Annotated in this window: 24 protein-coding genes; 14 read left to right on the top strand and 10 right to left on the bottom strand. The window is 73.2% G+C overall.

Annotated features, from left to right (window positions below; all coding sequences use genetic code 11):
* Positions 1 to 6: 6 nt before the first annotated feature.
* The 3 genes from OG956_RS07845 to zapE form a co-directional block, all read right to left on the bottom strand.
* Positions 7 to 585, bottom strand: a complete 579-nt coding sequence (locus OG956_RS07845; protein WP_330342771.1) for a carbonic anhydrase — start codon at positions 583 to 585, stop codon at positions 7 to 9.
* A 79-nt stretch (positions 586 to 664) separates the two neighbouring features.
* On the bottom strand, positions 665 to 1003 hold the full coding sequence (locus OG956_RS07840) for a hypothetical protein (RefSeq protein ID WP_330337222.1): 339 nt from the start codon (positions 1001 to 1003) through the stop codon (positions 665 to 667).
* Between the two features lie 183 nt (positions 1004 to 1186).
* Entirely contained in the window at positions 1187 to 2290 is a 1104-nt protein-coding gene (zapE, locus tag OG956_RS07835; protein ID WP_330337221.1) for a cell division protein ZapE, read from the bottom strand.
* Between the two features lie 37 nt (positions 2291 to 2327).
* Here zapE and OG956_RS07830 point away from each other — a divergent pair, with 37 nt between their 5' ends.
* The 11 genes from OG956_RS07830 to OG956_RS07780 all read left to right on the top strand — a co-directional run bounded on the left by OG956_RS07830 (position 2328) and on the right by OG956_RS07780 (position 12440).
* Complete coding sequence (locus OG956_RS07830) at positions 2328 to 3209, top strand: pyrimidine reductase family protein (protein ID WP_330337220.1); 882 nt, start codon at positions 2328 to 2330, stop codon at positions 3207 to 3209.
* Positions 3210 to 3341: 132 nt separating this feature from the next.
* Positions 3342 to 3818, top strand: a complete 477-nt coding sequence (locus OG956_RS07825) for an indole-3-glycerol phosphate synthase (RefSeq protein WP_330337219.1) — start codon at positions 3342 to 3344, stop codon at positions 3816 to 3818.
* Positions 3819 to 3899: 81 nt separating this feature from the next.
* Positions 3900 to 5288 (top strand): UDP-N-acetylmuramate--L-alanine ligase, encoded by a 1389-nt coding sequence (gene murC / locus OG956_RS07820; protein ID WP_330337218.1) that lies wholly within the window; start codon positions 3900 to 3902, stop codon positions 5286 to 5288.
* Positions 5289 to 5302: 14 nt separating this feature from the next.
* Complete coding sequence (msrB, locus tag OG956_RS07815) at positions 5303 to 5710, top strand: peptide-methionine (R)-S-oxide reductase MsrB (RefSeq protein WP_330337217.1); 408 nt, start codon at positions 5303 to 5305, stop codon at positions 5708 to 5710.
* 105 nt (positions 5711 to 5815) lie between these two features.
* Positions 5816 to 7072 carry a PP2C family protein-serine/threonine phosphatase gene (locus tag OG956_RS07810; protein ID WP_330337216.1) on the top strand — a complete coding sequence of 419 codons (1257 nt, stop codon included), beginning with the start codon at positions 5816 to 5818 and terminating at the stop codon, positions 7070 to 7072.
* Positions 7073 to 7272: 200 nt separating this feature from the next.
* Complete coding sequence (locus tag OG956_RS07805) at positions 7273 to 8610, top strand: ferredoxin reductase family protein (protein ID WP_330337215.1); 1338 nt, start codon at positions 7273 to 7275, stop codon at positions 8608 to 8610.
* A gap of 18 nt (positions 8611 to 8628) precedes the next feature.
* A complete protein-coding gene (locus OG956_RS07800) occupies positions 8629 to 9045 on the top strand; it encodes an FMN-binding protein (RefSeq protein WP_330337214.1) in 417 nt (138 codons plus the stop codon).
* Position 9046: 1 nt separating this feature from the next.
* The gene (locus tag OG956_RS07795; protein ID WP_330337213.1) at positions 9047 to 9766 is read left to right on the top strand and encodes an FAD:protein FMN transferase; all 720 of its coding nucleotides are present in this window, start codon (positions 9047 to 9049) and stop codon (positions 9764 to 9766) included.
* Positions 9767 to 9892: 126 nt separating this feature from the next.
* Positions 9893 to 11125: an ABC transporter ATP-binding protein gene (locus tag OG956_RS07790; RefSeq protein ID WP_330337212.1), complete on the top strand. Its 1233-nt coding sequence runs from the start codon at positions 9893 to 9895 to the stop codon at positions 11123 to 11125.
* Positions 11122 to 11775 carry an ABC transporter permease gene (locus tag OG956_RS07785; RefSeq protein WP_330337211.1) on the top strand — a complete coding sequence of 218 codons (654 nt, stop codon included), beginning with the start codon at positions 11122 to 11124 and terminating at the stop codon, positions 11773 to 11775. Before OG956_RS07790 ends, OG956_RS07785 begins: the two co-directional genes overlap by 4 nt.
* Complete coding sequence (locus OG956_RS07780) at positions 11772 to 12440, top strand: ABC transporter permease (RefSeq protein WP_330337210.1); 669 nt, start codon at positions 11772 to 11774, stop codon at positions 12438 to 12440. Before OG956_RS07785 ends, OG956_RS07780 begins: the two co-directional genes overlap by 4 nt.
* A gap of 3 nt (positions 12441 to 12443) precedes the next feature.
* Here OG956_RS07780 and OG956_RS07775 read toward each other — a convergent pair whose 3' ends face one another.
* The 4 genes from OG956_RS07775 to OG956_RS07760 are packed head-to-tail and all read right to left on the bottom strand — an operon-like array spanning position 12444 to position 16550.
* Positions 12444 to 13043, bottom strand: coding sequence for a GTP-binding protein (locus OG956_RS07775; protein WP_330337209.1), 600 nt, complete (start codon positions 13041 to 13043; stop codon positions 12444 to 12446).
* Positions 13044 to 13053: 10 nt separating this feature from the next.
* Positions 13054 to 13440: a DUF742 domain-containing protein gene (locus OG956_RS07770; protein WP_330337208.1), complete on the bottom strand. Its 387-nt coding sequence runs from the start codon at positions 13438 to 13440 to the stop codon at positions 13054 to 13056.
* 34 nt (positions 13441 to 13474) lie between these two features.
* Complete coding sequence (locus OG956_RS07765) at positions 13475 to 13957, bottom strand: roadblock/LC7 domain-containing protein (RefSeq protein ID WP_330337207.1); 483 nt, start codon at positions 13955 to 13957, stop codon at positions 13475 to 13477.
* Complete coding sequence (locus OG956_RS07760) at positions 13938 to 16550, bottom strand: sensor histidine kinase (protein ID WP_330337206.1); 2613 nt, start codon at positions 16548 to 16550, stop codon at positions 13938 to 13940. Before OG956_RS07760 ends, OG956_RS07765 begins: the two co-directional genes overlap by 20 nt.
* A 230-nt stretch (positions 16551 to 16780) precedes the next feature.
* Between OG956_RS07760 and OG956_RS07755 the strand changes: the two genes are divergently transcribed.
* Together OG956_RS07755 and OG956_RS07750 are read left to right on the top strand one after the other, a co-directional pair.
* Positions 16781 to 17743 (top strand): ABC transporter substrate-binding protein, encoded by a 963-nt coding sequence (locus OG956_RS07755; protein WP_330337205.1) that lies wholly within the window; start codon positions 16781 to 16783, stop codon positions 17741 to 17743.
* A 22-nt stretch (positions 17744 to 17765) separates the two neighbouring features.
* Entirely contained in the window at positions 17766 to 19337 is a 1572-nt protein-coding gene (locus tag OG956_RS07750) for an aromatic amino acid ammonia-lyase (protein ID WP_330337204.1), read from the top strand.
* A 58-nt stretch (positions 19338 to 19395) separates the two neighbouring features.
* Here the strand turns inward: OG956_RS07750 and OG956_RS07745 are convergent, their stop codons facing one another.
* The 3 genes from OG956_RS07745 to OG956_RS07735 all read right to left on the bottom strand — a co-directional run bounded on the left by OG956_RS07745 (position 19396) and on the right by OG956_RS07735 (position 21208).
* On the bottom strand, positions 19396 to 19851 hold the full coding sequence (locus tag OG956_RS07745; protein ID WP_330337203.1) for a tellurite resistance TerB family protein: 456 nt from the start codon (positions 19849 to 19851) through the stop codon (positions 19396 to 19398).
* A 200-nt stretch (positions 19852 to 20051) separates the two neighbouring features.
* Positions 20052 to 20519: a DUF6114 domain-containing protein gene (locus tag OG956_RS07740; RefSeq protein WP_330337202.1), complete on the bottom strand. Its 468-nt coding sequence runs from the start codon at positions 20517 to 20519 to the stop codon at positions 20052 to 20054.
* Positions 20519 to 21208 (bottom strand): DUF6230 family protein, encoded by a 690-nt coding sequence (locus tag OG956_RS07735; RefSeq protein WP_330337201.1) that lies wholly within the window; start codon positions 21206 to 21208, stop codon positions 20519 to 20521. Before OG956_RS07735 ends, OG956_RS07740 begins: the two co-directional genes overlap by 1 nt.
* A 578-nt stretch (positions 21209 to 21786) precedes the next feature.
* On the opposite strand from OG956_RS07735, the gene OG956_RS07730 reads away from it, so the two are divergent.
* A complete protein-coding gene (locus OG956_RS07730) occupies positions 21787 to 22440 on the top strand; it encodes a Tat pathway signal sequence domain protein (protein WP_330337200.1) in 654 nt (217 codons plus the stop codon).
* Positions 22441 to 22671 lie beyond the last annotated feature (231 nt).

Here is a 22671-nt window from a genome sequence, read left to right as displayed (position 1 = left end):
GCGCGCTCACAGGGACTCGAAGGTGTCGGTCTGCGGACGGTGCGCCCGTACGGCGCCGGTGTGCACCTCGTAGTACCAGGCGTGCAGCGTGAGTTGACATGCCGTCAGCTTGCGCTCGACGCAGGGGTACGAGCGCAGCCGCAGGAGCTGGGTCAGCACGTGCGCCTGCACGCCCTCGGCGACCTCGGGGTCTTCGGCCCGGCCGGCCGGGCGCGGGGTGGCGTGCGCGAGCCAGTCGCGCACGGCGGGTGCGGCGGTCAGGTCGTCGCCGCGCACCAGGGCGCCGACGGCGCCGCAGTGCGAGTGACCGCAGACGACGATGTCGCGGACGCCGAGCACCTCCACCGCGTACTCGATGGTGGCGGCCTCGCTGGTGGGGTGCCGCGAGGTGTGGGGCGGGACGATGTTGCCCGCGGTGCGCAGCTCGAAGAGCTCGCCGGGGCGGGCGCCCGTGATCAGGGCCGGGACGACCCGGGAATCGGAGCAGGTGATGAACAGCACCTGCGGGGACTGGCCTTCGGCGAGCCCGGCGAACTCCTCAGGGCGCTGTCCGAAGGTGCGGGCGTGGTCGATGAGGGGCTGCATGGCGGGTTCCTCCTGGCGCGCCTGCGCGGGCGCGTCGGACTCGAACACGGTCGTGGGGGAAGGGTGAGCGGGCCACCTGTCAGCAGCGGAAGACCTGAAGAGCTGCCGGGGCGTGCGCTCTGGAGGATCTGGGGGCGCTCTGCGCCGCGGTTCCGGGCGCGCTCGGGCCGCCGGCGCCGGCGGCCCGGCCGGCTATGAGGGGGTGTTCCTCCGCGCGGCGGGAGGCGGAGCCGCGGACCGGGTCCGTCTCCTCGCGCTCCGGCTCGGCGCAGGACCAGCTTCCGCACCCGGCTCCGGCCGTTGCCTCACTGGGCGGGTGCGCGGGTGCGAAGGTGTCCGCGGGCGCGGAGAACAGCAGGACGAGCAGGGTGACGGCAAGGGCGGCGAGCAGGGCACGGGCCGTCGTACCTCGGAACATGCGCCCCCCTTCGCACACCGCACGCCTCTTGCACAGACCAAGGCTTGGTCAATGGATGGTCAAGAAGCACATTAACCCGGCAAAGGGCTGTGCCGGGTTAACTGCGCGTTACCCGCGCGAGAGAGCGTGAAAAGTGCTGGTCCGGTGGCGTGATCCGGCTCTTGACCGCGAGTCGGGTCGCCGCTAGGAGCCGATGAGACCCTTCGCGTCGCGGGCCAGCGCGGTGAGCCGGGAGATCGCGCGGAAGTACTTCTTGCGGTAGCCGCCGTTCAGCATCTCCTCGCTGAACAGCCGGTCGAACGGCAGCCCCGAGGCCAGCACCGGGACTTCGCGGTCGTACAGCCGGTCCGCGAGCACCACGAGCCGCAGCGCCGTCGACTGGTCCGGCACCGGCCGCACACCGGTGAGGCAGACCGCCCTCACTCCGTCGGTCAGCGCGCCGTACCGGCTCGGGTGCACCTTGGCCAGGTGCTCCAGCAGCCGCGGGAAGTCGTCGAGCGAGGCGCCCTCGGTGGCGTATGCCGCCTTCGTCACCTCTTCGTCGGTGAACGGCTTAGGCGCCTCGGGCAGGCCCCGGTGGCGGTAGTCCTCGCCGTCGATGCGCAGGGTGCGGAAGTGGGCCGCGAGGCCCTGGATCTCGCGCAGGAAGTCGGCGGCGGCGAACCGGCCCTCGCCCAGCTTGCCGGGCAGCGTGTTGGAGGTGGCGGCGAGCGCCACGCCCGCCTCGACCAGCTTGCCGAGCAGGGTGGACACCAGCACCGTGTCGCCCGGGTCGTCGAGCTCGAACTCGTCGATGCACAGCAGGCGGTGCCCGGAGAGGGTCTGCACGGTCTGCTGGAAGCCGAGGGCGCCGACCAGGTTCGTCAGCTCCACGAAGGTGCCGAACGCCTTGAGCGCGGGCTCGGCGGGGGTGGCGTGCCACAGGGAGGCGAGCAGGTGGGTCTTGCCGACGCCGTAGCCGCCGTCCAGGTAGACGCCGCGCGGGCCGGCCGGGGCCTTGGGTGCCCTGGCCCGCCCGAAGCCGAAGAAGCCGCGCCGGCCGGCTCCGGAGGCGTGCGCCCCGCCGAGCCCGGCCGCGAAGCCCTCGAGGACCTGCACCGCCTCCCGCTGGCTGGGCTGGTTCGGGTCCGGTATGTACGTCGAGAAGCGGACCGAGTCGAAGCGCGGCGGCGGCACCATCTCGGCGACCAGCCGGTCCGCGGGCACGTGCGGCTCGCGGGCGCACAGGGACAGGGGGCCCGCGTGGGTCAGAGGGCTGGAACCGGAGGTGGTGGTGGAGGACGACACGGTTATCCATGCTAAGCGCCGTGTCACACTGCACGACATGCGACGCCTGTTCCCTGTGACCGACGAAACAGCAGCCCAGGCCTCCGGCGGGGCCATCGAGAGGGAGGGGGCCAGGGGCGTCGGTGTGAGCGCCGTGGCCCATGTGCCCGGTGGCGCCGGCGGCCACGCCGACCACGAGGCCCACGCCGACCGCGAGTGGAGCCTCGCCGAGCTGGCCGCCGCCTACGCCTACCCGGAGCCCGCGCCGGGCCCCGCGCGGCCGTGGCTGCGGGCCAACATGGTCTCCACGCTCGACGGCGCAGCCCAGCACGACGGGCGCTCCCAGCCCATCTCCAGCGCCGCCGACATGCGGATCTTCGGCACGCTCCGGGCGCTCGCGGACGTCATCGTGGTCGGTGCGGAAACGGTACGGCAGGAGGGGTACCGCCCCGCACGCGCGCGTGCCGAGTTCGCCGAGGCCCGCGAGGCCGCCGGACAGGGCCCGGCGCCGGCGATCGCGGTCGTCAGCGCGAGCCTGGACCTGGACTTCTCGCTGCCCCTGTTCACCTCCCCCCTGGTGCCCACGCTGATCCTGACCGGGGCCGGGGCCGCCCCCGCCCGCGTCGCCGCCGCCGAGAAGGCCGGCGCCACGGTGGTGACCGCCGGCGAGGGTGTGGCCGTCGATCCCGCGCGGGCGGTGCGCGCCCTGGCCGGACTCGGCCACACCCGGCTGCTCACCGAGGGCGGTCCCCGGCTGCTCGGCCAGCTGGTCGCCGCAGAGGTGCTGGACGAGCTGTGCCTGACCCTGTCGCCCATGCTCACCGCGGGCGACGCCCAGCGCATCGCCGGGGGCCCGGCGGTCGCGGTGCCGCACCGGTTCGAACTCGTGTCCCTGCTGGAGGACTCCGGATTTCTGTTCGGTCGGTACCGTCGGTCCTGAAATGAGCGGAATCTCCCGTTCCGTTTAGCTTCCGGGGGGCAGACTGAGGAGCGGCACTACCCGTGCGATCACGGGGCAGGATGGTTTCCGCAGGGGCCTTGTCCAGGGCCCACGGAGGAGAAGAGGCGTTTGGTGTTCACAAGCGTTCTGATGATCGAGAAGGCTTTGACGTCCGCCGACGTGGAGTTCGTCACGACCTTGCACGGAGACGAGCCGGTCGCCTTCCACGTGCTCCTCCAGCCGCGCGGAGACCAGGCGGACCGCCTGCTGCGGGCCATCGACGACATCGCGCTCGGTGAACTCGACGAGGCGGTCCGCGAACACGAGACCCCCGAGGGGGAGGAGGCGAAGAGCGTCGGGCAGCAGGCTCTGGAGGTGTCCGTGCAGGCGCTGCGCGCCTCGGGGAACGACGCCGAGGGCCGCCTGGTCGAGGACCATCCGCTGGACGCGCTGAAGTCCCTGGTCGCCGAGGTGAACGCGGACGAGGTGATCGTGCTCACCGACCCCCACTACGTGGAGGAGTTCTTCCACCGCGACTGGGCGTCCCGCGCCCGGCACAAGGTGGGGGTGCCGGTGCTCAAGCTGTTCTCGCACAGCAAGGCGCAGTGACCTCGGCGGTCGGAGACGGATCCCGGATCGGCATAGGCTAGGGCCCGCTCAGCCTCGTACCGGAATCTTGGGGAGAACCACATGGCACCCGGCCTTCCTACCGCCATGGACCGACCGCACTTCATCGGCATCGGCGGCGCCGGGATGTCGGGCATCGCCAAGATCCTCGCCCAGCGCGGGGCGAAGGTCGCGGGCAGCGACGCGAAGGAGTCGGCGACCGTCCAGGCCCTGCGGGCGCTCGGCGTCACCGTGCACATCGGCCACGCGGCGGAGCACCTCGCCGACGACGCGAGCTGTGTCGTCGTCTCCTCCGCCATCCGCAAGGACAACCCCGAGCTGGCCCGCGCCGCCGAGCTGGGCATCCCCGTGGTGCACCGCTCCGACGCGCTCGCCGCGCTGATGGAGGGGCTGCGCCCGATCGCCGTGGCCGGCACCCACGGCAAGACCACGACCACCTCGATGCTGGCGGTCTCCCTGACCGAGCTGGGCCTGAAGCCGTCGTACGCCATCGGCGGCGACCTCGACGCGCCCGGCTCCAACGCGCTGCACGGCGAGGGCGACATCTTCGTCGCGGAGGCCGACGAATCGGACCGCAGCTTCCACAAGTACGCGCCCGAGGTCGCCATCGTCCTCAACGTCGAGCTGGACCACCACGCCAACTACGCCTCGATGGACGAGATCCACGAGTCCTTCCAGACCTTCGCCGGGAAGATCGTCCCCGGCGGCACGCTGGTCGTCTCCGCCGACCACGAGGGCGCGCGCGAGCTGACCCGCCGGCTCGCGGGATCCGTGCGGACGGTGACGTACGGCGAGGCCGAGGACGCGGACGTACGCGTGACGTCGATCGTGCCGCAGGGCCTGAAGAGCCGGGTCACCGTCGTCCTGGACGGCCGGGAGCTGACCTTCACGGTCTCCGTGCCCGGCCGGCACTACGCCCTCAACGCCGTCGCCGCGCTCACCGCCGGGGCCGCCCTCGGCGTCCCGGCCGCCGGACTGGCGCCCGCGCTCGCCGCGTACACCGGCGTCAAGCGGCGCCTGCAGCTCAAGGGCGAGGCCGCCGGGGTGCAGGTGATCGACTCCTACGCCCACCACCCCACCGAGATGACCGCCGACCTGGAGGCCATGCGGGCCGCCGGCGGCGACGCGCGCATCCTCGTCGTCTTCCAGCCGCACCTGTTCTCCCGGACCCAGGAGCTGGGCAAGGAGATGGGCCAGGCCCTCGCCCTCGCCGACGCCTCCGTGGTCCTCGACATCTACCCGGCCCGCGAGGACCCGATCCCGGGCGTCACCAGCGAGCTGATCGTCGAGGCCGCGCGCGCGGCCGGCGCCGGCGTCACCGCCGTGCACGACAAGGCGGAGATCCCCGCCGTGGTCGCGGGAATGGCGAAGCCCGGCGATCTCGTTCTCACCATGGGCGCGGGCGACGTGACCGACCTGGGCCCGCTGATCCTGGACCGCCTGTCGCAGTGAAGGGGCTGACGCTCATGCCGTACGACGTCGAGAAGCCGGACGAGCAGTGGCGGGCGGAGCTGACGCCGGCCGAGTACGCCGTGCTGCGCCAGGCCGCCACCGAGCCGGCGTTCACCGGTGAGTACACGGACACCAAGACCAAGGGCGTCTACTCCTGCCGCGCCTGCGGCGCCGAACTGTTCACCTCCGACACGAAGTTCGCCTCGCACTGCGGCTGGCCGTCCTTCTACGACCCCAAGGACACCGACGCCGTGGAACTGGTCGAGGACCGCTCCCACGGCATGGTCCGCACCGAGGTGCGCTGCGCCCGCTGCGGCTCCCACCTGGGGCACGTCTTCGAGGGCGAGGGCTACCCGACCCCGACCGACCAGCGGTACTGCATCAACTCGATCTCGCTGCGGCTGACGCCCGCCGAGGACTGACACCTCCGCCCTGCCGACGGCACCGAGGCCGCCGGGACGCAAGAGGCTGGTGCCCGGTTCGCTCCGGTTTGAGATTCTGTGAGGGTGTGGGGTGCGGCGCGCTGGATGCAGTCCCGTCGCGGGACCGTGCCCGCCGACAGCGGCCGTCGCCGTGCGGCCGAAGGCGGCGGGGCGGTGCCCGCGCGGGGCGGGGATGCCCGCCCGCGGCCGGGCGCGCTGCGGGAGGCGCTGGCCGGCGTCGGCACGACCCTGGACGAGGCCACGACCTGCGCCGAGCTGACCCGGGTCGCCGTAGGGCTGACCGGCGGGGCGGCCGCCGTGATGCGCCGCAGCGGCGAGAGCCTCTCCGGCTACGAGGCGGTCAGCGGAGACACCGGCGCGCTGCCCGACGCCGGCTGGGCCGCCGCGGTGGCCCGCGACGCGGCCGTACCGGTGCTCGGCGCCCGCCCCGAGCCCTGGATCGAGTACACCGCCGGCCGCGACGCCCTGTGTGCGCCGCTGACCAGCGGCGGCGACGCGTACGGCGTCCTGGTGTGGGCCCGCCCCGGGCGGCCGCCGCGGCGCGCGGAGGCCGAGCTGCTCGGCCTGCTCGCCGAGCGCGCCGCCTCCCACATCCGGCACGCCCGCACCTACGCGAGCGTCCACCGCACCGTCGGCGACCTGCAGCGCGCCCTGCTCGCCGAGCCCGGCCGCCCGCACCCGAACCTCGACATCGCCGTGCGGTACCTGCCGGCCGGCGGAGGCGTCCTGGTCGGCGGCGACTGGTGCGAGACCGTACGGCTGCACTTCGGGCGGACCCTGCTGGTCGTCGGCGACGTCATGGGGCACGGTCTGGAGGCCGCCGTCGACATGCACGCCTACCGCTCCTCCCTGCGCTACATCGCCTCCGCCGACCTGCCCCCGCACCGGGTGCTGCGGCAGATGGACGAGATCGCCTCACGGGAGGCGGACCTCAGGCCCGCCACCTGTCTGCTCGCCCGGGTCGACCCCGGCCGGCACCAGGTCACCCTGGCCAGCGCCGGGCACCTGCCGCCGGTGCGCATCACGGCGGACGGCACGGCCTCGACGGTGCCGGTGCCCGTCGGGCCGCCGCTGGGCACCGGGCTCGGCGGCTACGACTCGGCCACCCACACGCTCGCCGAGGGGGAGACCCTGGTGCTGTTCACCGACGGACTGGTGGAACGCCGGGGCGAGGACATCGACCGGTCCCTGCAGCGGCTGGCCGCCGTCCGCTTCCCGGGCGGGCACGGGCTGGACGACGTCCTGGACCTCCTCCTCAGCCGGCTGGACGCGCGGCACGCGGAGGACGACGTCGCGGCGATGGCCTGCCGGCCGTACGGCAGGCACGCCGTCTCGCCGTAGGGGCGCGGGGCGGCCCGGGGAGCGTCGTGGGGGTGCGCTCAGGGCCCGGGCAGCCGCGGGGCCGGCCCACCCGTATGGACCCGCCGGAGCTGCCGGCTCCCGCCTGGCCTGCCGATACTCGAGTGCAAGTCGTCCGACAGGAGAAGGAACGTATCTGCGGGCGAAGCTCGTCACCCAGGACCGATCAAGGAGCTGTGGTTGTGACGACCCTCGAGACCCGTCCCGCGCCCTCCACGGCGATCCACCCGCGCGCGGTGGCCCGCACCGGCCTGTACAGCCTGCTCGCCGTCAACGCGGCCGTCGCGACCTGGTTCTACGTCCAGGCCGGATTCGCCTCGAACACCCTGATCGTGCTCGGCCGCCTCTGCGGCCTGTACGGCGCCCTCCTCATGGCCTTCCAGCTGCTGCTGGTGGCCCGGCTGCCCTGGCTGGACCGGCGTATCGGCATGGACCGGCTGACCGCCTGGCACCGCTGGACCGGCTTCGGCCTGCTGTGGACCCTGCTCACCCACGCGGTGTTCATCGTCTTCGGCTACGCGCAGGCGTCCTCGATGGACCCGGTGAACCAGCTGGTGAACCTCGCCGAGACCGTCGAGGGCGTGCTGCGCGCCATCGTCGCGCTCGGCCTGATCGTCATGGTCGGCGCCGTCTCGGCCCGCTGGGCCCGCCGCCGGCTCGCCTACGAGACCTGGCACTTCCTCCACCTCTACACCTACGTCGCCGTGGTGCTCGCCTTCACCCACCAGGTCGCGGCCGGTACCACCTTCACCTCCTCGCCGCTCGCGCGGGCGTACTGGTACGCGCTGTGGGGCGCCGCCCTCGCCGCGGTGCTCGCGGGCCGGGTGGCGCTGCCGCTGTGGCGGAACCTGCGGCACCGGCTGCGCGTCGCGGCGGTCGTACCCGAGTCGGACGACGTCGTGTCCGTCTACGTCACCGGCCGCGACCTGGACCGGCTGCCCGCCCGCGCCGGCCAGTTCTTCCTCTGGCGGTTCCTCAGCCGGGACCGCTGGTGGCAGGCCAACCCCTTCTCCCTGTCGGCCGCCCCCGACGGCCGCACCCTGCGCCTGACCGCCAAGGCGGCCGGCGACGGCAGCGCCTCCCTCCGGTACCTCAGGGTCGGCACCCGCGTCTTCGCCGAGGGCCCCTACGGCGCGTTCACCGCCCTGCACCGCACCCGCCCGGAGTCCGTGCTGATCGCCGGCGGCGTCGGCGTCACCCCCATCCGGGCACTGCTGGAGGAGCTGCAGGGCCACGCCGTGGTCATCTACCGGGTGTCCACCGACCGCGACGCCGTCCTCTACGACGAGCTGCGCGACCTCGCCCTCACCAAGGGCGCCGAACTGCACCTGGTGACCGGACCGGTCCTGCCCGACCGGCTCGCCCCGAGCGAACTGTCCCGGCTCGTGCCCGACATCGCCGACCGCGACGTCTTCCTGTGCGGGCCCCCCGGAATGATGGCCGCCGTCCTGCGCAGCCTGGCCGAACTGGGCGTACCGAAACGGCAGATCCACTTCGAGCGCTTCAGCCTCGCGGGCTGAGAGAGGGCGATTCCCACCGTGAAGCGAGCCATTCCCGTCTTCCTCCTGACCGTCGCCGGCCTGATACCGCTGTGGCGCTACCACCCGCCGGCCGAGACCACCGACACCGCACAGCCCGCGGTGCCGCCGCCCCCCGTGCCGTCCTCGGCCCCGGCCTCCACCGCCCCGGCCGCGGCGAAGGTCGTCCGGGGCACCGCGGTGAGCACCAGCAAGGGCGTCTTCCAGGTGGAGGTGACCTTCCAGGGCGACCGGATCGCCTCCGTGCGGATGCTCCAGGCGCCGCACCATCCGCAGACCCGGTGGGCCGTGCCCGAGCTGATCGCCGAGACCCTCAAGGCGCAGAGCGCCCACATCGACTCGGTGTCCGGGGCCACGATCACCAGTTCCGGATACAAGCAGTCCCTGCAGGCCGCGATCGACGCCAGCAGGGCCTGACGTGCGGCGTGTCGAGCACGTCATGGGCCTGCCGGTCTCGCTGCGGATCGACGACGAGGGCGACTTCGGCGCGGCCGCGGACGAGGTCTTCGCCTGGCTGCGCCACGTCGACGCCCGGTTCAGCCCGTTCCGGCACGACAGCGAGGTGTCCCGGTACGGGCGCGGCGAGCCGGCGGACGGCGAGCCGAGCGCGGACCTCAGGGAGGTCCTCGGCCTGTGCGAGCGGTACCGGGCCGAGACCGGCGGCGCCTTCGACGTGCGGCTTCCCGGCCGCCCCTTCGACCCCTGCGCGGTGGTCAAGGGATGGTCGGTGCAGCGGGCGGCCGGGCTGCTGTCCGCCGCCGGGGCACGGCGGTTCTGCCTCAACGCCGGCGGTGACGTGGTCGTCTCCGGCGGGCCGTGGCGCATCGGCATCCGGCACCCCGAACAGGCCGACCGGGTCTGCGCCGTGCTGGCGGTCACCGACGCCGCGGTGGCCACCTCGGGGCAGTACGAGCGCGGCGACCACATCCTCGACGGCCGCACCGGACGCCCCGCGACCGGGCTGCTCAGCCTCACCGTGCTGGCCCCGACCCTGACCGAGGCGGACGCCACCGCCACGGCCGCCTTCGCCCTGGGCGCGGGCGGCCCGGCCTGGGCCGCCGCCCGCCCCGGCTGCGAGGTGTTCGCCGTCGACGCCGCGCGCGGCGTGCTGCGCACACCGGGCCTGCCGGTGGTCTGACCGTCCCGCTCGCCCGAAAGAACGCCGCAACACGCGCGGTCTAGACTCTCCCGGCAACGGCCCGCACGGAACGACCTTGGCCGAAAGCGGGCGGAGAGCTGCCAAACCCGAAGGGCGTTCGGCGTTTTGATACGGATAGACTCAGTCACGAAGCGGTACCCGGACGGCACGGTCGCGGTCGACCGGCTGTCGCTGGAGATACCGGACCGCGCGATCACCGTCCTCGTCGGGCCCTCCGGCTGCGGCAAGACGACGACCCTGCGGATGATCAACCGCATGGTGGAGCCCACGGAGGGCAGCATCCTCCTCGACGGCGCCGACATCCGGCAGCAGCCGGTCAACACCCTGCGCCGCTCGATGGGTTACGTCATCCAGAACGCCGGTCTCTTCCAGCACCGCACCATCCTCGACAACATCGCCACCGTGCCCCGGCTGCTCGGCTGGAGCAAGCAGAAGGCACGCGCCCGCGCCGCCGACCTCATGGACCGGGTCGGACTCGACGCCTCGCTCGCCAAGCGGTACCCGTACCAGCTCTCCGGCGGCCAGCAGCAGCGCGTCGGCGTGGCCCGGGCGCTCGCCGCCGATCCGCCGGTGCTGCTGATGGACGAGCCGTTCTCCGCCGTCGACCCCGTGGTCCGCAAGGGCCTCCAGGACGAACTGCTGCGCATCCAGGACGAGTTGGGCAAGACCATCGTCTTCGTCACGCACGACATCGACGAGGCGATCAAACTCGGCACGATGGTCGCCGTGCTGCGCACCGGCGGCCGGCTCGCCCAGTTCGCCCCGCCCGCCGAGCTGCTCAGCGCGCCCGCCGACGCCTTCGTGGAGGACTTCCTCGGCGCCGACCGCGGCATCCGCCGGCTGTCCTTCTTCCCGTCCGCCGGGCTCGAACTGCGGACGGAGCCGATCGTCGCCGTCGACGCCGACGCCGGCGAGTTCGCGGCCCGCGCCGACGCCCCCTACCTCCTCGTCACCGACACCGACGGCAGGCCGCTCGGCTGGAGCGAGCCGGACCGGCTCACCGCGGGGAACATCGACCCGGGACAACTCCTCGACCCCGGACGGCCGTTCGTGCCCGGCAAGGACTCGCTGCGCACCGCGCTCGACGGGGCGGTGCTGTCCCCGACCGGCTGGGCCGTCGCCGTGGACGCCGGCGGACGCGCCGTCGGCGTCGTCTCCCAGCAGGTCATCGGCGAGGCCATCCGCACCGCCCACAGCCGGGCGGCCGACGCCGGCGGCGCACCGGCGGGCGACGCGCAGGGCACCGGCGCCGGATCCGGCCGGCCCGAGGACACCACCGGCACCGGATCCCGCGGTTCCGGCCCGGACGGCGCCGACGACGTCAGGGCCGCCCGGTGAACGGCTTCTTCGACCTCCCGAGCGATCTCCAGCACAGCTACCTCGGGCTCGTCGGCCTGCACGTGCGCGAGGGGCTGCTGCCGGTGCTGGCCGCGCTGCTCGTGGCGCTTCCGGTGGCCCAGCTCTGCGTGCGCTTCCGCTGGTTCTACCCGCCCGTCCTCGGCATCACCACCGTGCTGTACTCCATCCCCTCGCTGGCCTTCTTCGTGGTCCTCATCGACTACTTCGGGCAGAGCGAGACCACGGTGATGATCCCGCTCGCCGTCTACAGCCTGGTGGTGCTGGTGCCGGCGATCGTGGACGGCGTCCGCTCGGTGCCCCCGGAGACCCTGGCCGCCGCACAGGCCATGGGCTTCGGCCCCGTACGCCGGTACCTGCAGATCCAGCTGCCCATCGCCGCCCCCGCGATCATCGCGGGTCTCCGGGTGGCGGTCGTCTCCAGCTTCTCCCTGGTCAGCGTCGGCATGCTCATCGGCAACCAGGGCGCCCTCGGCAACATGCTCAACGACGCCACCACCTACCACCGGCCCGCCCTGGCCGTGAACTCGGTGGTGACGACGGCACTGCTGGGCGTTCTCGCCGACGCGCTGCTGGTCCTCGTACGCCGCCTGATCACCCCCTGGATGCCGAGGAAGGGTGCCACCCGGTGAACGTCATCAACTTCGCGCACGCCTTCTTCAGCGACAGCGCCCACTGGCACGGCTACGACGGCATCCCCACCCGGGTCGCCGAGCACGTCAAGTACTCCCTGGAGGCGCTGCTGTTCGCCGCCCTGATCGGGCTGCCCGTCGGCCTGGTCACCGGCCACTACGGCCGCGGCGGCAACGCGCTCGCCCTGATCGCCACCGCCGGGCGGGCGCTGCCCAGCTTCGGTCTGCTGGTCCTGATGTTCATCTGGATCGGGTTCGGGCTGCTGCCGGTGATGATCCCGCTGGTCGTGCTCGCCGTGCCGCCCATCCTGGTCACCACCTACGAGGCGATGCGCTCCGTCGACCCCTCGCCCGTGGACGCCGCCCGCGGCATGGGCATGTCCGAGGCACGGGTGCTCTTCCAGGTCGAGCTGCCGGTCGCGCTGCCCCTCGTCCTGAGCGGCCTGCGCACCGCGGCCATCCAGATCGTCTCCACGGCCACCATCGCCGCGTACGTCAGCCTCGGCGGCCTCGGCCGGTACATCATCGACGGGCTCTACCAGAAGAACTACGAGAAGGTGGTCGGCGGCGCCACCCTGGTCGCCGGACTCGCCCTCACCACCCTCGTGGTGTTCTGGGCGGCCTCCCGGATCACGGTCTCCGCCGGGGTGCGGCGCGGCAGCTGAGGCTCAGGCCCCGGTGCGGGCCAGCGCCAGCTCGAGGACGACGAGCAGCGCGTCCCGCACCGAGCCGCGCTCCCGGGCGTCGAACACCACGACCGGGACGCCGTCGGAGACGTCCAGCGCCCAGCGGACCTCCTCCAGGGTGTGCTCCACCCTGCCGTCGAAGGCGTTGACCGCGACGGCGAACGGGATGCCCTTGTGCTCGAAGTAGTCCACGGCGGCATAGCAGTCGTCCAGCCGCCGGGTGTCGACGACGACGAGCGCGCCGACGGCCCCCTCCACGATGTCGTCCCACATGAACCCGAAGCGCTCCTGCCCGGGCGTGCCGAACAGATACAGCTTCAGCGTCGGGTCGACGGTGACGCAGCCGAAGTCCATCGCCACGGTCGTCGTGGTCTTGTGCGGGGTGTGCGTGAGGTCGTCCACCCCGGCCGCGACCTCGGTGATCGACGCCTCGGTGGTCAGCGGCTCGATCTCCGAGATCGCGCCGACGGCGGTGGTCTTGCCCACGCCGAAGCCGCCCGCGATCACCATCTTCACCGGCAGCGGCGGCCGTACGGCGCCGGCCGCGGGAGCGTCCCGGACGAGCGGTTCAGTCGGTGTCACTCGGTTCCCTTCAGGAGTCGGGGATGGCCCGCAGGCCGTCGATCAGCCTGCGCAGGACGGACGCGTCGCGGGTGGCCTCGGCGTCGGGCACGTACACCGCCAGCTGCCCCGCCTCGCGCAGGTCTTCGGCCAGGACCCGGACCACGTTCAGGTGCAGGTGCAGCCGGGCCGCTATCTCCGCGAGCGACTGCGGCAGCCGGCAGGCGGCCACGATGTCGTGCCGCTCGAAGGAGAGCCGGGCGAGCGCGTCGAGACCGGCGGCGGTGGCGACCACCTGCGTCTCCAGGGGCATGGCCCGGCCCCGGCCCGCGTCCGCGACCCGGCCGGCGGTGACCAGGTACGGCCGTACGGCGGGGGCGGGGCCGGCCGGGTCGGGGCCGGGGATGCCGTCCGCCATCGGGGGAACCTGCGCTTTCTCGGCGTACGGCGGCTCAGCGGGCCGACGGGGCGCCGACGGACTTCTTCAGCTCCAGCACCAGCTGCGGGCTGAGCGCGGCGCCGGCGCGGTTGGCGAACAGGGTCATCTCGTAGGCGATGTTGCCGAGCTTGGCCTCCTTGCCGGTGACGACGCCGAGCACGGCGCCGCTGCCGATCGCCGAGACGATCACATGGCCGCCCTCCAGGTCGATGATGACCTTGTTGAGGCCGCCGAGGCCGTAGTTGCCGGAGGCGCCGGCGGCCAGGCTGGTGATGCCCGAGACGATCGCCGCGAGCCGTTCGGAGTCGGCGTGCTCGCGCAGCTCGGACACGGCGATCAGCAGGCCGTCGGAGGACACGGCGATCGCGTCCACGACGCCCGCGGTCTCGGTCGCGAAGCGGTTCAGCAGCCAGGCGAAGTCGGCCGCGGCCGCCTGCAGATCACTCGGCGCGGCGGGGCCGCCGCCCGTCGGGGTGTCACCTGTCGACGTGCTCAACTCTCGGCTCCTTGGGGGAGGGGGCTCGGTCGGGGGTGTTGCCGGGCTCGGGCGCGTTGCCGGGCGCGGGCGGCCCCTGCGGGGGCGGATCGGCGTCGGCGGCTGCGGGAGCCTCCGGCGGCAGGGGGTGGTCACCGGTGTCGTGGAGGGCGCGGGCCACGGCGGCCTCGAACTCCTCCAGCGCGGCCCGCTCGGCCTCCGCGTCCCGGATGCGGACGGCCTCAGGCACCGCTCGGGCGGCACCGGCGGTGGTGTGCAGGGTTGCGCCACGCACGCGGCGACGCAGAGGACGGGCGGCGGCGGAGCCGGAAGTCCGCTCGGAGGCATGCGTGTCCGACGGCACGCCGGCCGTGGGCCGCTCCCCTTCAGCGGCCGGCTCACGCCGTGGGATGCGGCGGGGGAGCGGGGCGTCCGTGGCCGGGGGTGCCGGCCGGCCGGTGTCCGGGGACGGCGAGGTGCCCGGCACAGGGGTGTCCCCGCCCTCCGTCGTCTGCGCCGGTGCGGGTCCGCCCCGCGCCGCCGCGTCGGTCGGCGCCGTCCTGACCGGCGTCGCGGGCCTCCGCCCCGGCGCCGGCTGCCCCGGGGACCCCCCGTCCGGGCCGGTCGTGTCCGGGTCTGCCCGCCCGCTCAGTGGGCTCATCGTCAGCAGCAGGGACGCCGGCAACGTCACCTCCGCCGTCACGCCGCCGCCCGGGGTGCGGGTCAGGGTGACGGCGATCGACCAGCGGCGGGCGAGCGCGCCCACCACGAACAGGCCGAGCACCTTCGTCGGCGCCAGGTCCAGGCGTTCGCGGCGGACCATCCGCGCGTTCTCCTCGGCGAGCCGCTCGGGGCTCATGCCGAGGCCGTGGTCGGTGATCACCACGTGCACGCCCTCGTCCCCGGCGCGGACGGTCACCTCCACCGGGCTGCCCTCGGGCGAGAACGTCACGGCGTTCTCCAGGAGTTCGGCCAGCATCAGCGTGAGGTCGCCGATGATGTCCGGGGCGACCACGGCGTCCGACGCCGCGTACAGCCGTACCCGCTGATAGCCCTCGATCTGCCCGAGCGCGGCCCGGACCACGTTGGACAGCGCGGTCGGCTCCGCGTCCAGCACGGTCTCGCGGATGCCGGCCAGCAGCATCAGGCTGTCGGCGTTGCGCCGCAGCCGTACGGCGATGTGGTCGATGGAGTACAGCCGCTCCAGCAGCGCCGGATCGGTCTCGCCCCGCTCCACCGCGTCGATCAGCGCGAGTTGACGAGTCGTCAGGTTGCTGACCCGGCGGCCCACGTTGCCGAACATCTCGGCGGTGTTGCGTCGGCTGATCACCTGCCGTTCCAGCAGCGCCCCGGCGGTGGTCTGCACCCGGTTGAACGCCTCGGCCAGCTCGCCGATCTCGTCGCGCGCGGTGACCGGCACATCCCGCAGCCGGGGCGGCCCGTCGTCCTCGGCGTCGTCGTCGGCCACCCGGGCCAGCTCGCGCCCCGCCGCCTCGGCGACCTCCCGCGCGGCCCCGGTGAGCGCCTGCACGGGCCTCACCACCGAGCGCCGTACCAGCACCGCGAAGGCGATCCACAGCACGAACGCGAGCAGCGCGCCGCTCAGCAGCAGTACGGCCCGCCGGCGGGCGGAGCCGGCGTCGTGGTCGGCCCGTTCGGCGATCTCCCCGATCAGCGCGGTGGTGATCCTCAGCCGGGCGGCGGCCTCCTGGGGGTAGTACGGGTAGTCGGCCAGCGCGTCCTGCACCGCCCGCCGGATCTCGGCCTGGTCGTTCGCCTGCAGCCCGCCGGCGCCGACCTGCAACTCGGCGTAGGACTGGGCGATGGCGCCCTGTGCCGGGGTGTGCTCGATGCCGCCGAGCCGCTCGGCCTGCGCCGGGGAGGCGAACCGGGTGAACCGGTCGGCCTGGTGGGTGTAGAGGTCGTACGCGCCGACCGCGCTGGTGAACTCGATCAGCGCGTTGGTGTCCCCGGTCGTCGCGGCGAACACATTGGTCTCGAAAGCGCCGTGGGCGGCGTCCGCGCGCAGCAGCGAGTCCAGCAGGTTGCCGGTGAAGGTGGCGGCCAGGTCGGCGTTGCGGTCCAGACCGAGGCCGTCGATGAGCCGCTGGGCGGCGCCCGCGTAGGCCGGGTCGATGTTGTCGGCCGGCAGATACGACTGTTCCACCGAGGTGCGCAGACTCGTCAGGCCCTCCACCTCGCGCAGCGCCTGCGCCTCGCCGGCCGGCAGCCGGTCGCCGAAGGCCGTGCGCACCCTCGCCACCTGGGAGTCGACCGCCCGTTGCGCCGCGCGGTAGGCGGACGCGGACGGCCGGGCGTCACCGGACTCGTACCGCGCGGACAGCAGGATCGCCTGCTGGTGCTCGGCCTCCACCCGGTCCACCAGCCGCGCCACCTGCGCGCTGTCCCGCACCAGTCGGGCCGCCGAGGCGGCGCTGCCCGACTGCCGCACCAGCTCGGAGAACAGATACGACAGCAGGACGGCGATCACCGCGAGCGGGACGCCCACCAGCAGGTTGAGCTTGCGCCGGAAGGGCCAGCGATCGGCGAAACCGGTGGTGCCGCCGCGTCCGTGGGCGTGCCGGGCGGGCGCGTCCACTTCGTCCGTGGACACCGGGCCTCCTTCTCGGGGGTGTGTCCGACACCGAAGCGGGCCCCGTCACACCGCTGTGCCCCGATGTCAACGGCCCAGAGACTACAGTCGCTCCAAGGAGTGAAGCGGGCGGCTTTCATCAAGAATGCGTTACAAGTGCGCGCTCTGCCGCCACAACTGCCCGCAGATCGAGGCCAATCGGTGATCCACGGGACTTGACTGACCGAGAACCGGCTGGATTGGATCGGCGCGTGACTTCCACCAACCGCATCAGCAGGTCCATCCGGAGGAACCGAGGCGCGGCGGTGGTCGCCCTCGCGGCGACGACGGCTCTGCTGGCGGGCTGTTCCTCCAACGACAAGTCCGGCGGCAACCCGCTGACGGACACCAGCAAGGCAAGCGGCGACACCGTGGTCGTCGGCTCCAACAACTTCCCCGAGTCCACCCTGCTCGCCGACATCTACGGCGAGGCCCTGAAGGCCAAGGGAATCAAGGTCGCCTACAAGCCGAACATCGGCAGCCGCGAGACCACCTACGGGCTGATCAAGAACGGCGCCATCAAGGTGCTGCCCGAGTACAACGGCGCCCTGCTCGCCTACCTCGACCCCAAGGCGGCGCCGAAGACGGCCGACGCCACCACCGCGGCCATCGAGGCCAAGCTGGACTCCAAGCTGACCCTGCTCAAGCCCTCGCCCGCCGAGGACAAGGACTCGGTCACGGTCAACGCGGCCACCGCGAAGAAGTACCACCTGACTTCCACGTCCACCATCGCCGATCTGAAGGACATCGCGAAGGACCTGGTCATCGGCGCCTCGCCGGAGTTCCAGACCCGGCAGCAGGGCCTGGTGGGCCTGAAGTCGGTCTACGGCCTCGAGTTCAAGTCGTTCAAGGCGCTCGACGCCGGCGGGCCGCTCACCCAGGCCGCGCTGAAGAAGAACGCCGTGCAGGTCGCGGACATCTTCACCACGGACCCGACCATCTCCAAGGAGAAGTTCGTCGTCCTGCAGGACCCGAAGAACCTCTTCGGCTTCGAGAACGTCCAGCCCCTCGTCTACAAGGGAGCCCTGTCCCAGAAGGGCGCCGACGCGCTCGACGCGGTCTCCGCCAAGCTCGACACCACGACCCTGCTCGACCTGGACACCCAGGTGCAGGTCCAGAACAAGGACCCGATGGACGTGGCCAAGGCCTGGCTGAAGTCCGCGGGCCTCGCCTGACGACCACTCGCTCCCGTACGACATGGACGTGCCGACGCGGGTGCCCCCGGAGACGGGGAGCGCCCGCGTCGTGCTCGACGGCACCGGCCTCACGCTGCCCGATCTGGTCCGGCTCGCCGACGGCACCGCCGAACCCGCCGTCGACCCGGCCGCGCTGGACCGGGTCCGCCGGGCCCGGGAGACGGCCGACCGGCTCGCCGCGGCCGGCCGCTGGTACGGCCGCGGCACCGGCGTCGGCGCCCACCGCTCCGTGCTCGTCGACCCCGGTGAGGAGACGGCCCACGGTCTGCGGCTCCTGCGCAGCCACGCGGGCGGCGCCGGCCCCCTGCTCCCCGCCCGCCCGGTCCGCGCGATGCTCGCCGTCCGCGCCAACCAGCTCCTCGCCGCCGGCTCCGGCATCCACCCCTGCTTCGTCACCGCCCTCACCGACGCCCTCCGCCGCCACGCCCACCCGGCGATCAACGCCTACGGCGCCGTCGGCACCGGAGACCTGACGGCACTGGCCCAGACCGGCCTGACCCTGCTGGGGGAACGTCCCTGGCTGACGGCGGGGCAGCGCCCCGAAGGGGCACAGCCGACCGCGGAACCGGCCACCACGCACCCGCATCGGCCGGACGACAGCCCCTCCCGCGGTGCGAGGCCGCACCTCGACCTGCCCGAACCCGTCACCCTCCGCCCGGGCGACGCCCTCGCCCTGCTGAGCAGCAACGCCCTCACGCTCGCCCAGTCCGCGCTCGCCGCGCACGAGGCGGACCTGCTGCTGCGCGCCACGCACGCGGTCGCCGCGCTGTCCCTCGCCGCCGTCTCCGGCTCACCGGAGGCGTACGCGGCACCGGTGCACGCCCTGCGGCCGTATCCGGGCCCGGCCCGCGCCGCCGCCGAGGTACGGCGGCTGCTCGGCATGCCCGACCGGCCGGTCACCGCCGGCCGCCGCATCCAGGATCCCTACGGCTTCCGCGCCTTCCCGCAGGTGCACGGGGCCGCCCTGGAGGCCTCGGACGCGTTGCGCCGGATCGTCGAGACCGAGATCAACTGCGCCACGGAGAACCCGGTTCTGACCCCCGACGGGCACCTCTACCACCACGGCGGCTTCTTCGCCGCGCACCTCGCGCTGGCGCTGGACGGCCTGAACCTGGCCCTGCTGAAGACCGCCCAGCTCTCCGCCGCCCGGCTGTCCGCGCTGAGCCGCACCGACCTGACCGGCCTGCCCGCCTTCCTCGCCGGCGGCGCTGCCGGCAGCTCCGGCACGATGATCCTGGAGTACACCGCCAACTCCGCCCTCGCCGACCTGCGTTCGAGCGCAGCCGCGCCCGCCTCCGCCGGTCACGCCGTCCTCTCCCACGGCCTGGAGGAGGCCGCCGGTTTCGCGGGCCAGGCGGCCCACCAGACGGCACGCGCCACCGCCGCCTACGCGACGGTCCTGGCCTGCGAACTCGTCCAGGCGGTCCGGGCGTTGCGCCTGCGTCCGGTGTCACCCCCCATCTCCGTCTACACCGTCGCGGCGGCCCGCCTCCCCGCGGACACCGAGGACCGCCCGCTCACCGGAGACATCACCGCGGCGACGGAACTCCTTGCCCGGCTGGCGGAGTTGTGAGCCGTACGGCATCCCCCACGGGCCTGCGGGACCGGCCGTGCCCGCAGCCGGCCACGGCTCAGAGGTCGAACTCGTGCGGCGGCAGCTCCAGCGTGTAGCAGGCCTCACGCACCACGGCCTGCTCCGTCTTGTCGAAGTCGCCGTCCGCTCCGCCGATCACGATGCCGATCTGGATCACCGCACGCGCCTCGGCGGGCTTCTTCTTCGCCTTGGCGACCTCCTGGAGCACGCTCACCTTGCCGAACGCGAAGTCGGCCGTGAGCTTGTTCAGGTTGTCCTCGAAGCGGCGCCGCAGGTCGTCCGCCGGGAAGTTCTGCAGCACCTCGTTCGTCGCGATGAGCTGCGCCACCCGCTGCCGCTCCGACGGATCGACGGTACCGTCGGCGGCCGCCACGAGGGCGCACATCGCCATGCTCGCGTCGCGGAACGCGCCGCTCTTCAGGTCGTTCTTCTTCGCCACCAACTGGGTCTGCATCTGCGACGCAGACTCCTTGACTCGGTCCCACAGGGCCATGCGCACTCCTCGTATCACTGGCATCACCGGTACGGCGCAGGCCGGACAGTCCCCCGCACACCGGCAGCAATGTCGGTAGTCAGTCCAGAAACTGACGGCACACCGGGAAAGTTCCCGTCGTCGTCGTCGGCGGCCGGCCTGCACTGCCCGCTCGGCTGCATCTGGTGTGGGCGCCTACGGTCCGCTGGGCCGAAGGGCCGTCAGGCGGCCGCGCTCTCCGCTTCCGCCGCGTCCTCGGTCCGGGCGCGCGCCGCCGCCCGTGCCTGCTTGCGGCGCTCGCGGCGGCTGACGCGCGGCTCCTGGTCGGGGAGCCAGCCGAAGGCGAGGCAGCTGCCGGTGACGCCCAGCAGCAGGCCGATGAAGAAGCCGCCGAGGTTGGACGTCACCCAGGTGCCCAGGGAGAGCAGGACGCCGGTGATGGAGTAGAAGAGCCGCTGCGCGGGGTTGAAGAGGACGAGCAGGCCGAGCAGCGCCATCAGCGTCGGCAGCAGGTAGCCGGCCGCTCCCTGCATGCCGATGTGCATCACGACCTTCAGTGAGGCCTTCTCGGTGAGCAGGATCTCGCCGCCGGCCAGGGCGAGCAGCAGCCCGCCCCAGAACGGCCGGCGGGCCCGCCAGTCCCGGAAGGCGGCCCGCGCCCCCGGACGCGGACGGCCGGCCGTGCTCATCAGCACCCCGAGTCGCTGAAGCGGAGCTTGAGACCGGGGAGCTTGAACACCCCTGCCGTCGTCGCGTAGTTGGTCTGCCGCAGGTTGGCGATGTGCACGGTGTCGGCCTGCTGGCTGAACACGCCGATCGGCCCCTTCACGCCTGCCTTGGTCAGAGTGCTGGCGTCGTTGCCGATCTCGATGTTGCGGAAGGCGGCGTTGCCGGACAGCTCCGTGGAGTCGGTGGTCAGATCGTTCGCCCGCACCTTGTCCGCGCCGCCGCCCGCCGTGATGAGCAGGTTGGTGCCGCCGAGGTCCACGCTCTGGCACAGGTGGTCGAGCGTGGCCTTCTTGATCGCGGAGGTCACCACCAGCACCTGGCCGCCGGTGTCCCCGGCGTTCGGGCTGCCGTCCGCCATGGTGTCGAGCCCGCCGAACTGCTCGAAACCGGTTCCCCGGAGGTCGGTCGCGGTGACGGTGAACGGCATGCCGGAGATCGCGAACTGCACGCCCAGCGCGCCCTGCGCGGTGAGCACCGCGAGACCGGCGGCGACGAGGGTGGCGGGGACCGCCATCACCGCGGCCCGGCGGGCCCGGACCCGGCCCCGTCTCTGCCCGGCGGCGGGCGCGGGCGGTGTTCCGGAGGGGGAGGCGTTCTCCGGGTTCTCGGGGGTGTTGCCGACGGACGGGACGTCCGGGGACGAGGCCATGTCTGCTCCCATGGGCGTGGATCGCTGCGGGCTGGGCTTCAGCGGCGTGTGTCCTGGCGCGGACAGCGACGGCCGCGTACGCCTCCTCGCACCCCGGCGGAGCAAGGGCTTTCTCGTTACGCGGCAGTAGCCTTTCGAGGAAGTTACCGCCGGTTACTTCGGGGGGTCAAGGGAGATGTGAAAAAAGGGTGCCGGATGTGCGCGAGCTGCGATCACGCGCCGAACTGTCCTGGCCCGCCTTGACGTTGACGCTCGATCAGGTCTACAACTTGCCCTGCTTCACGGATCCGTGGCGCCGGATCCGCCGAGCGGCACCGGCCGTGTCTCCCGGCCGCCGAGCCGGCCGCTCGCAGCAGATCGCAGCAACCGTTTCCCATCACCGCGGCCCCGCACCGCCCTTCCCCCCGGCGGTGCCGGGCCGCTGCACGCCGGCCCGGCCGGAGGCCCTTCCCCCCGGGGCCTTCGGCCGGCGCCGGACCGCCGCCACCGCGGGCCGTCGCGTACGGAGAAGGCGCGACGGCCCTGCGCCGACGGCACGAACACCTCATCCGAACCCCACTCAGGAAAGAGGCACCCGCATGCGCACGCGATCCCTTCTCGCCCTCGCCGGCACCGCCACCGCACTCGCCCTCGCGGTCGCCGCACCCGCCTCCGCCGACGGCGGCGCCGTCCTCACCACCGGCGGCGCGGGCGGCACCGCCGTCGCGGCCGGCGACACCCTCACCGCCCCGCTGGCCTCCGGCACCTCCGCCGCGTTCCGCTCCAGCGCGACCGGCACCAGCGGCGTCACCTGCACGTCCTCCCAGTTCACCGCCACGGTCACCGGCAATCCGAGCGCCCCCGGCACGGCCACCGAGTCCGTCACCGCGCACACCTTCGACAGCAGCTCCTGCACCAGCAACGTCACCGGCGTGCTCGGTGTCAGCGGCATCACCGTCGACAACCTGCCCTACTCGGCCACGGTCGCCTCCGACGGCACCCTCACCGTCAGCCCGGCCGCCGGCTCCACGATCCAGACCACGGTGAAGCTGCGCACCCTGCTGGGCTCCGTCACCTGCGTCTACCAGGCGCCCTCGCTCACCGGGAAGGCCGACAACGCCGACAACAGCATCAGCTTCACCAACCAGCAGTTCAGCAAGGTCTCCGGTTCGTCGCTGTGCTTCTCGAGCGGCTACTTCTCCGCCAAGTACGCGCCGGTGACGGACGGCGGAGCCCCGGTCTTCGTCAACTGACGCCTCTCGCCTGACGAAGAGCCAGTCCGGCGTCGTCGCGGACGCACTGCGCGGGCGGCGCCCCCGGTGAGGATCTCACCGGGGGCGCCGCCCGTCTGTGCGCGCAGGGGCCCCTGACGCCGTGGCGGGAAAGATCCCCGGCCCCCGGCGGATGCGGAAGCCGGGTCGTGACGGCGGTCGGCGCACCGTCGGCGCATCGGTGCACCCGGGGCGCAAAACACCGACCGGTTC

Source organism: Streptomyces sp. NBC_00557, from assembly GCF_036345995.1.
Taxonomy (GTDB): Bacteria; Actinomycetota; Actinomycetes; order Streptomycetales; family Streptomycetaceae; genus Streptomyces.
This window is presented reverse-complemented; position numbering and strand designations above follow the sequence as displayed.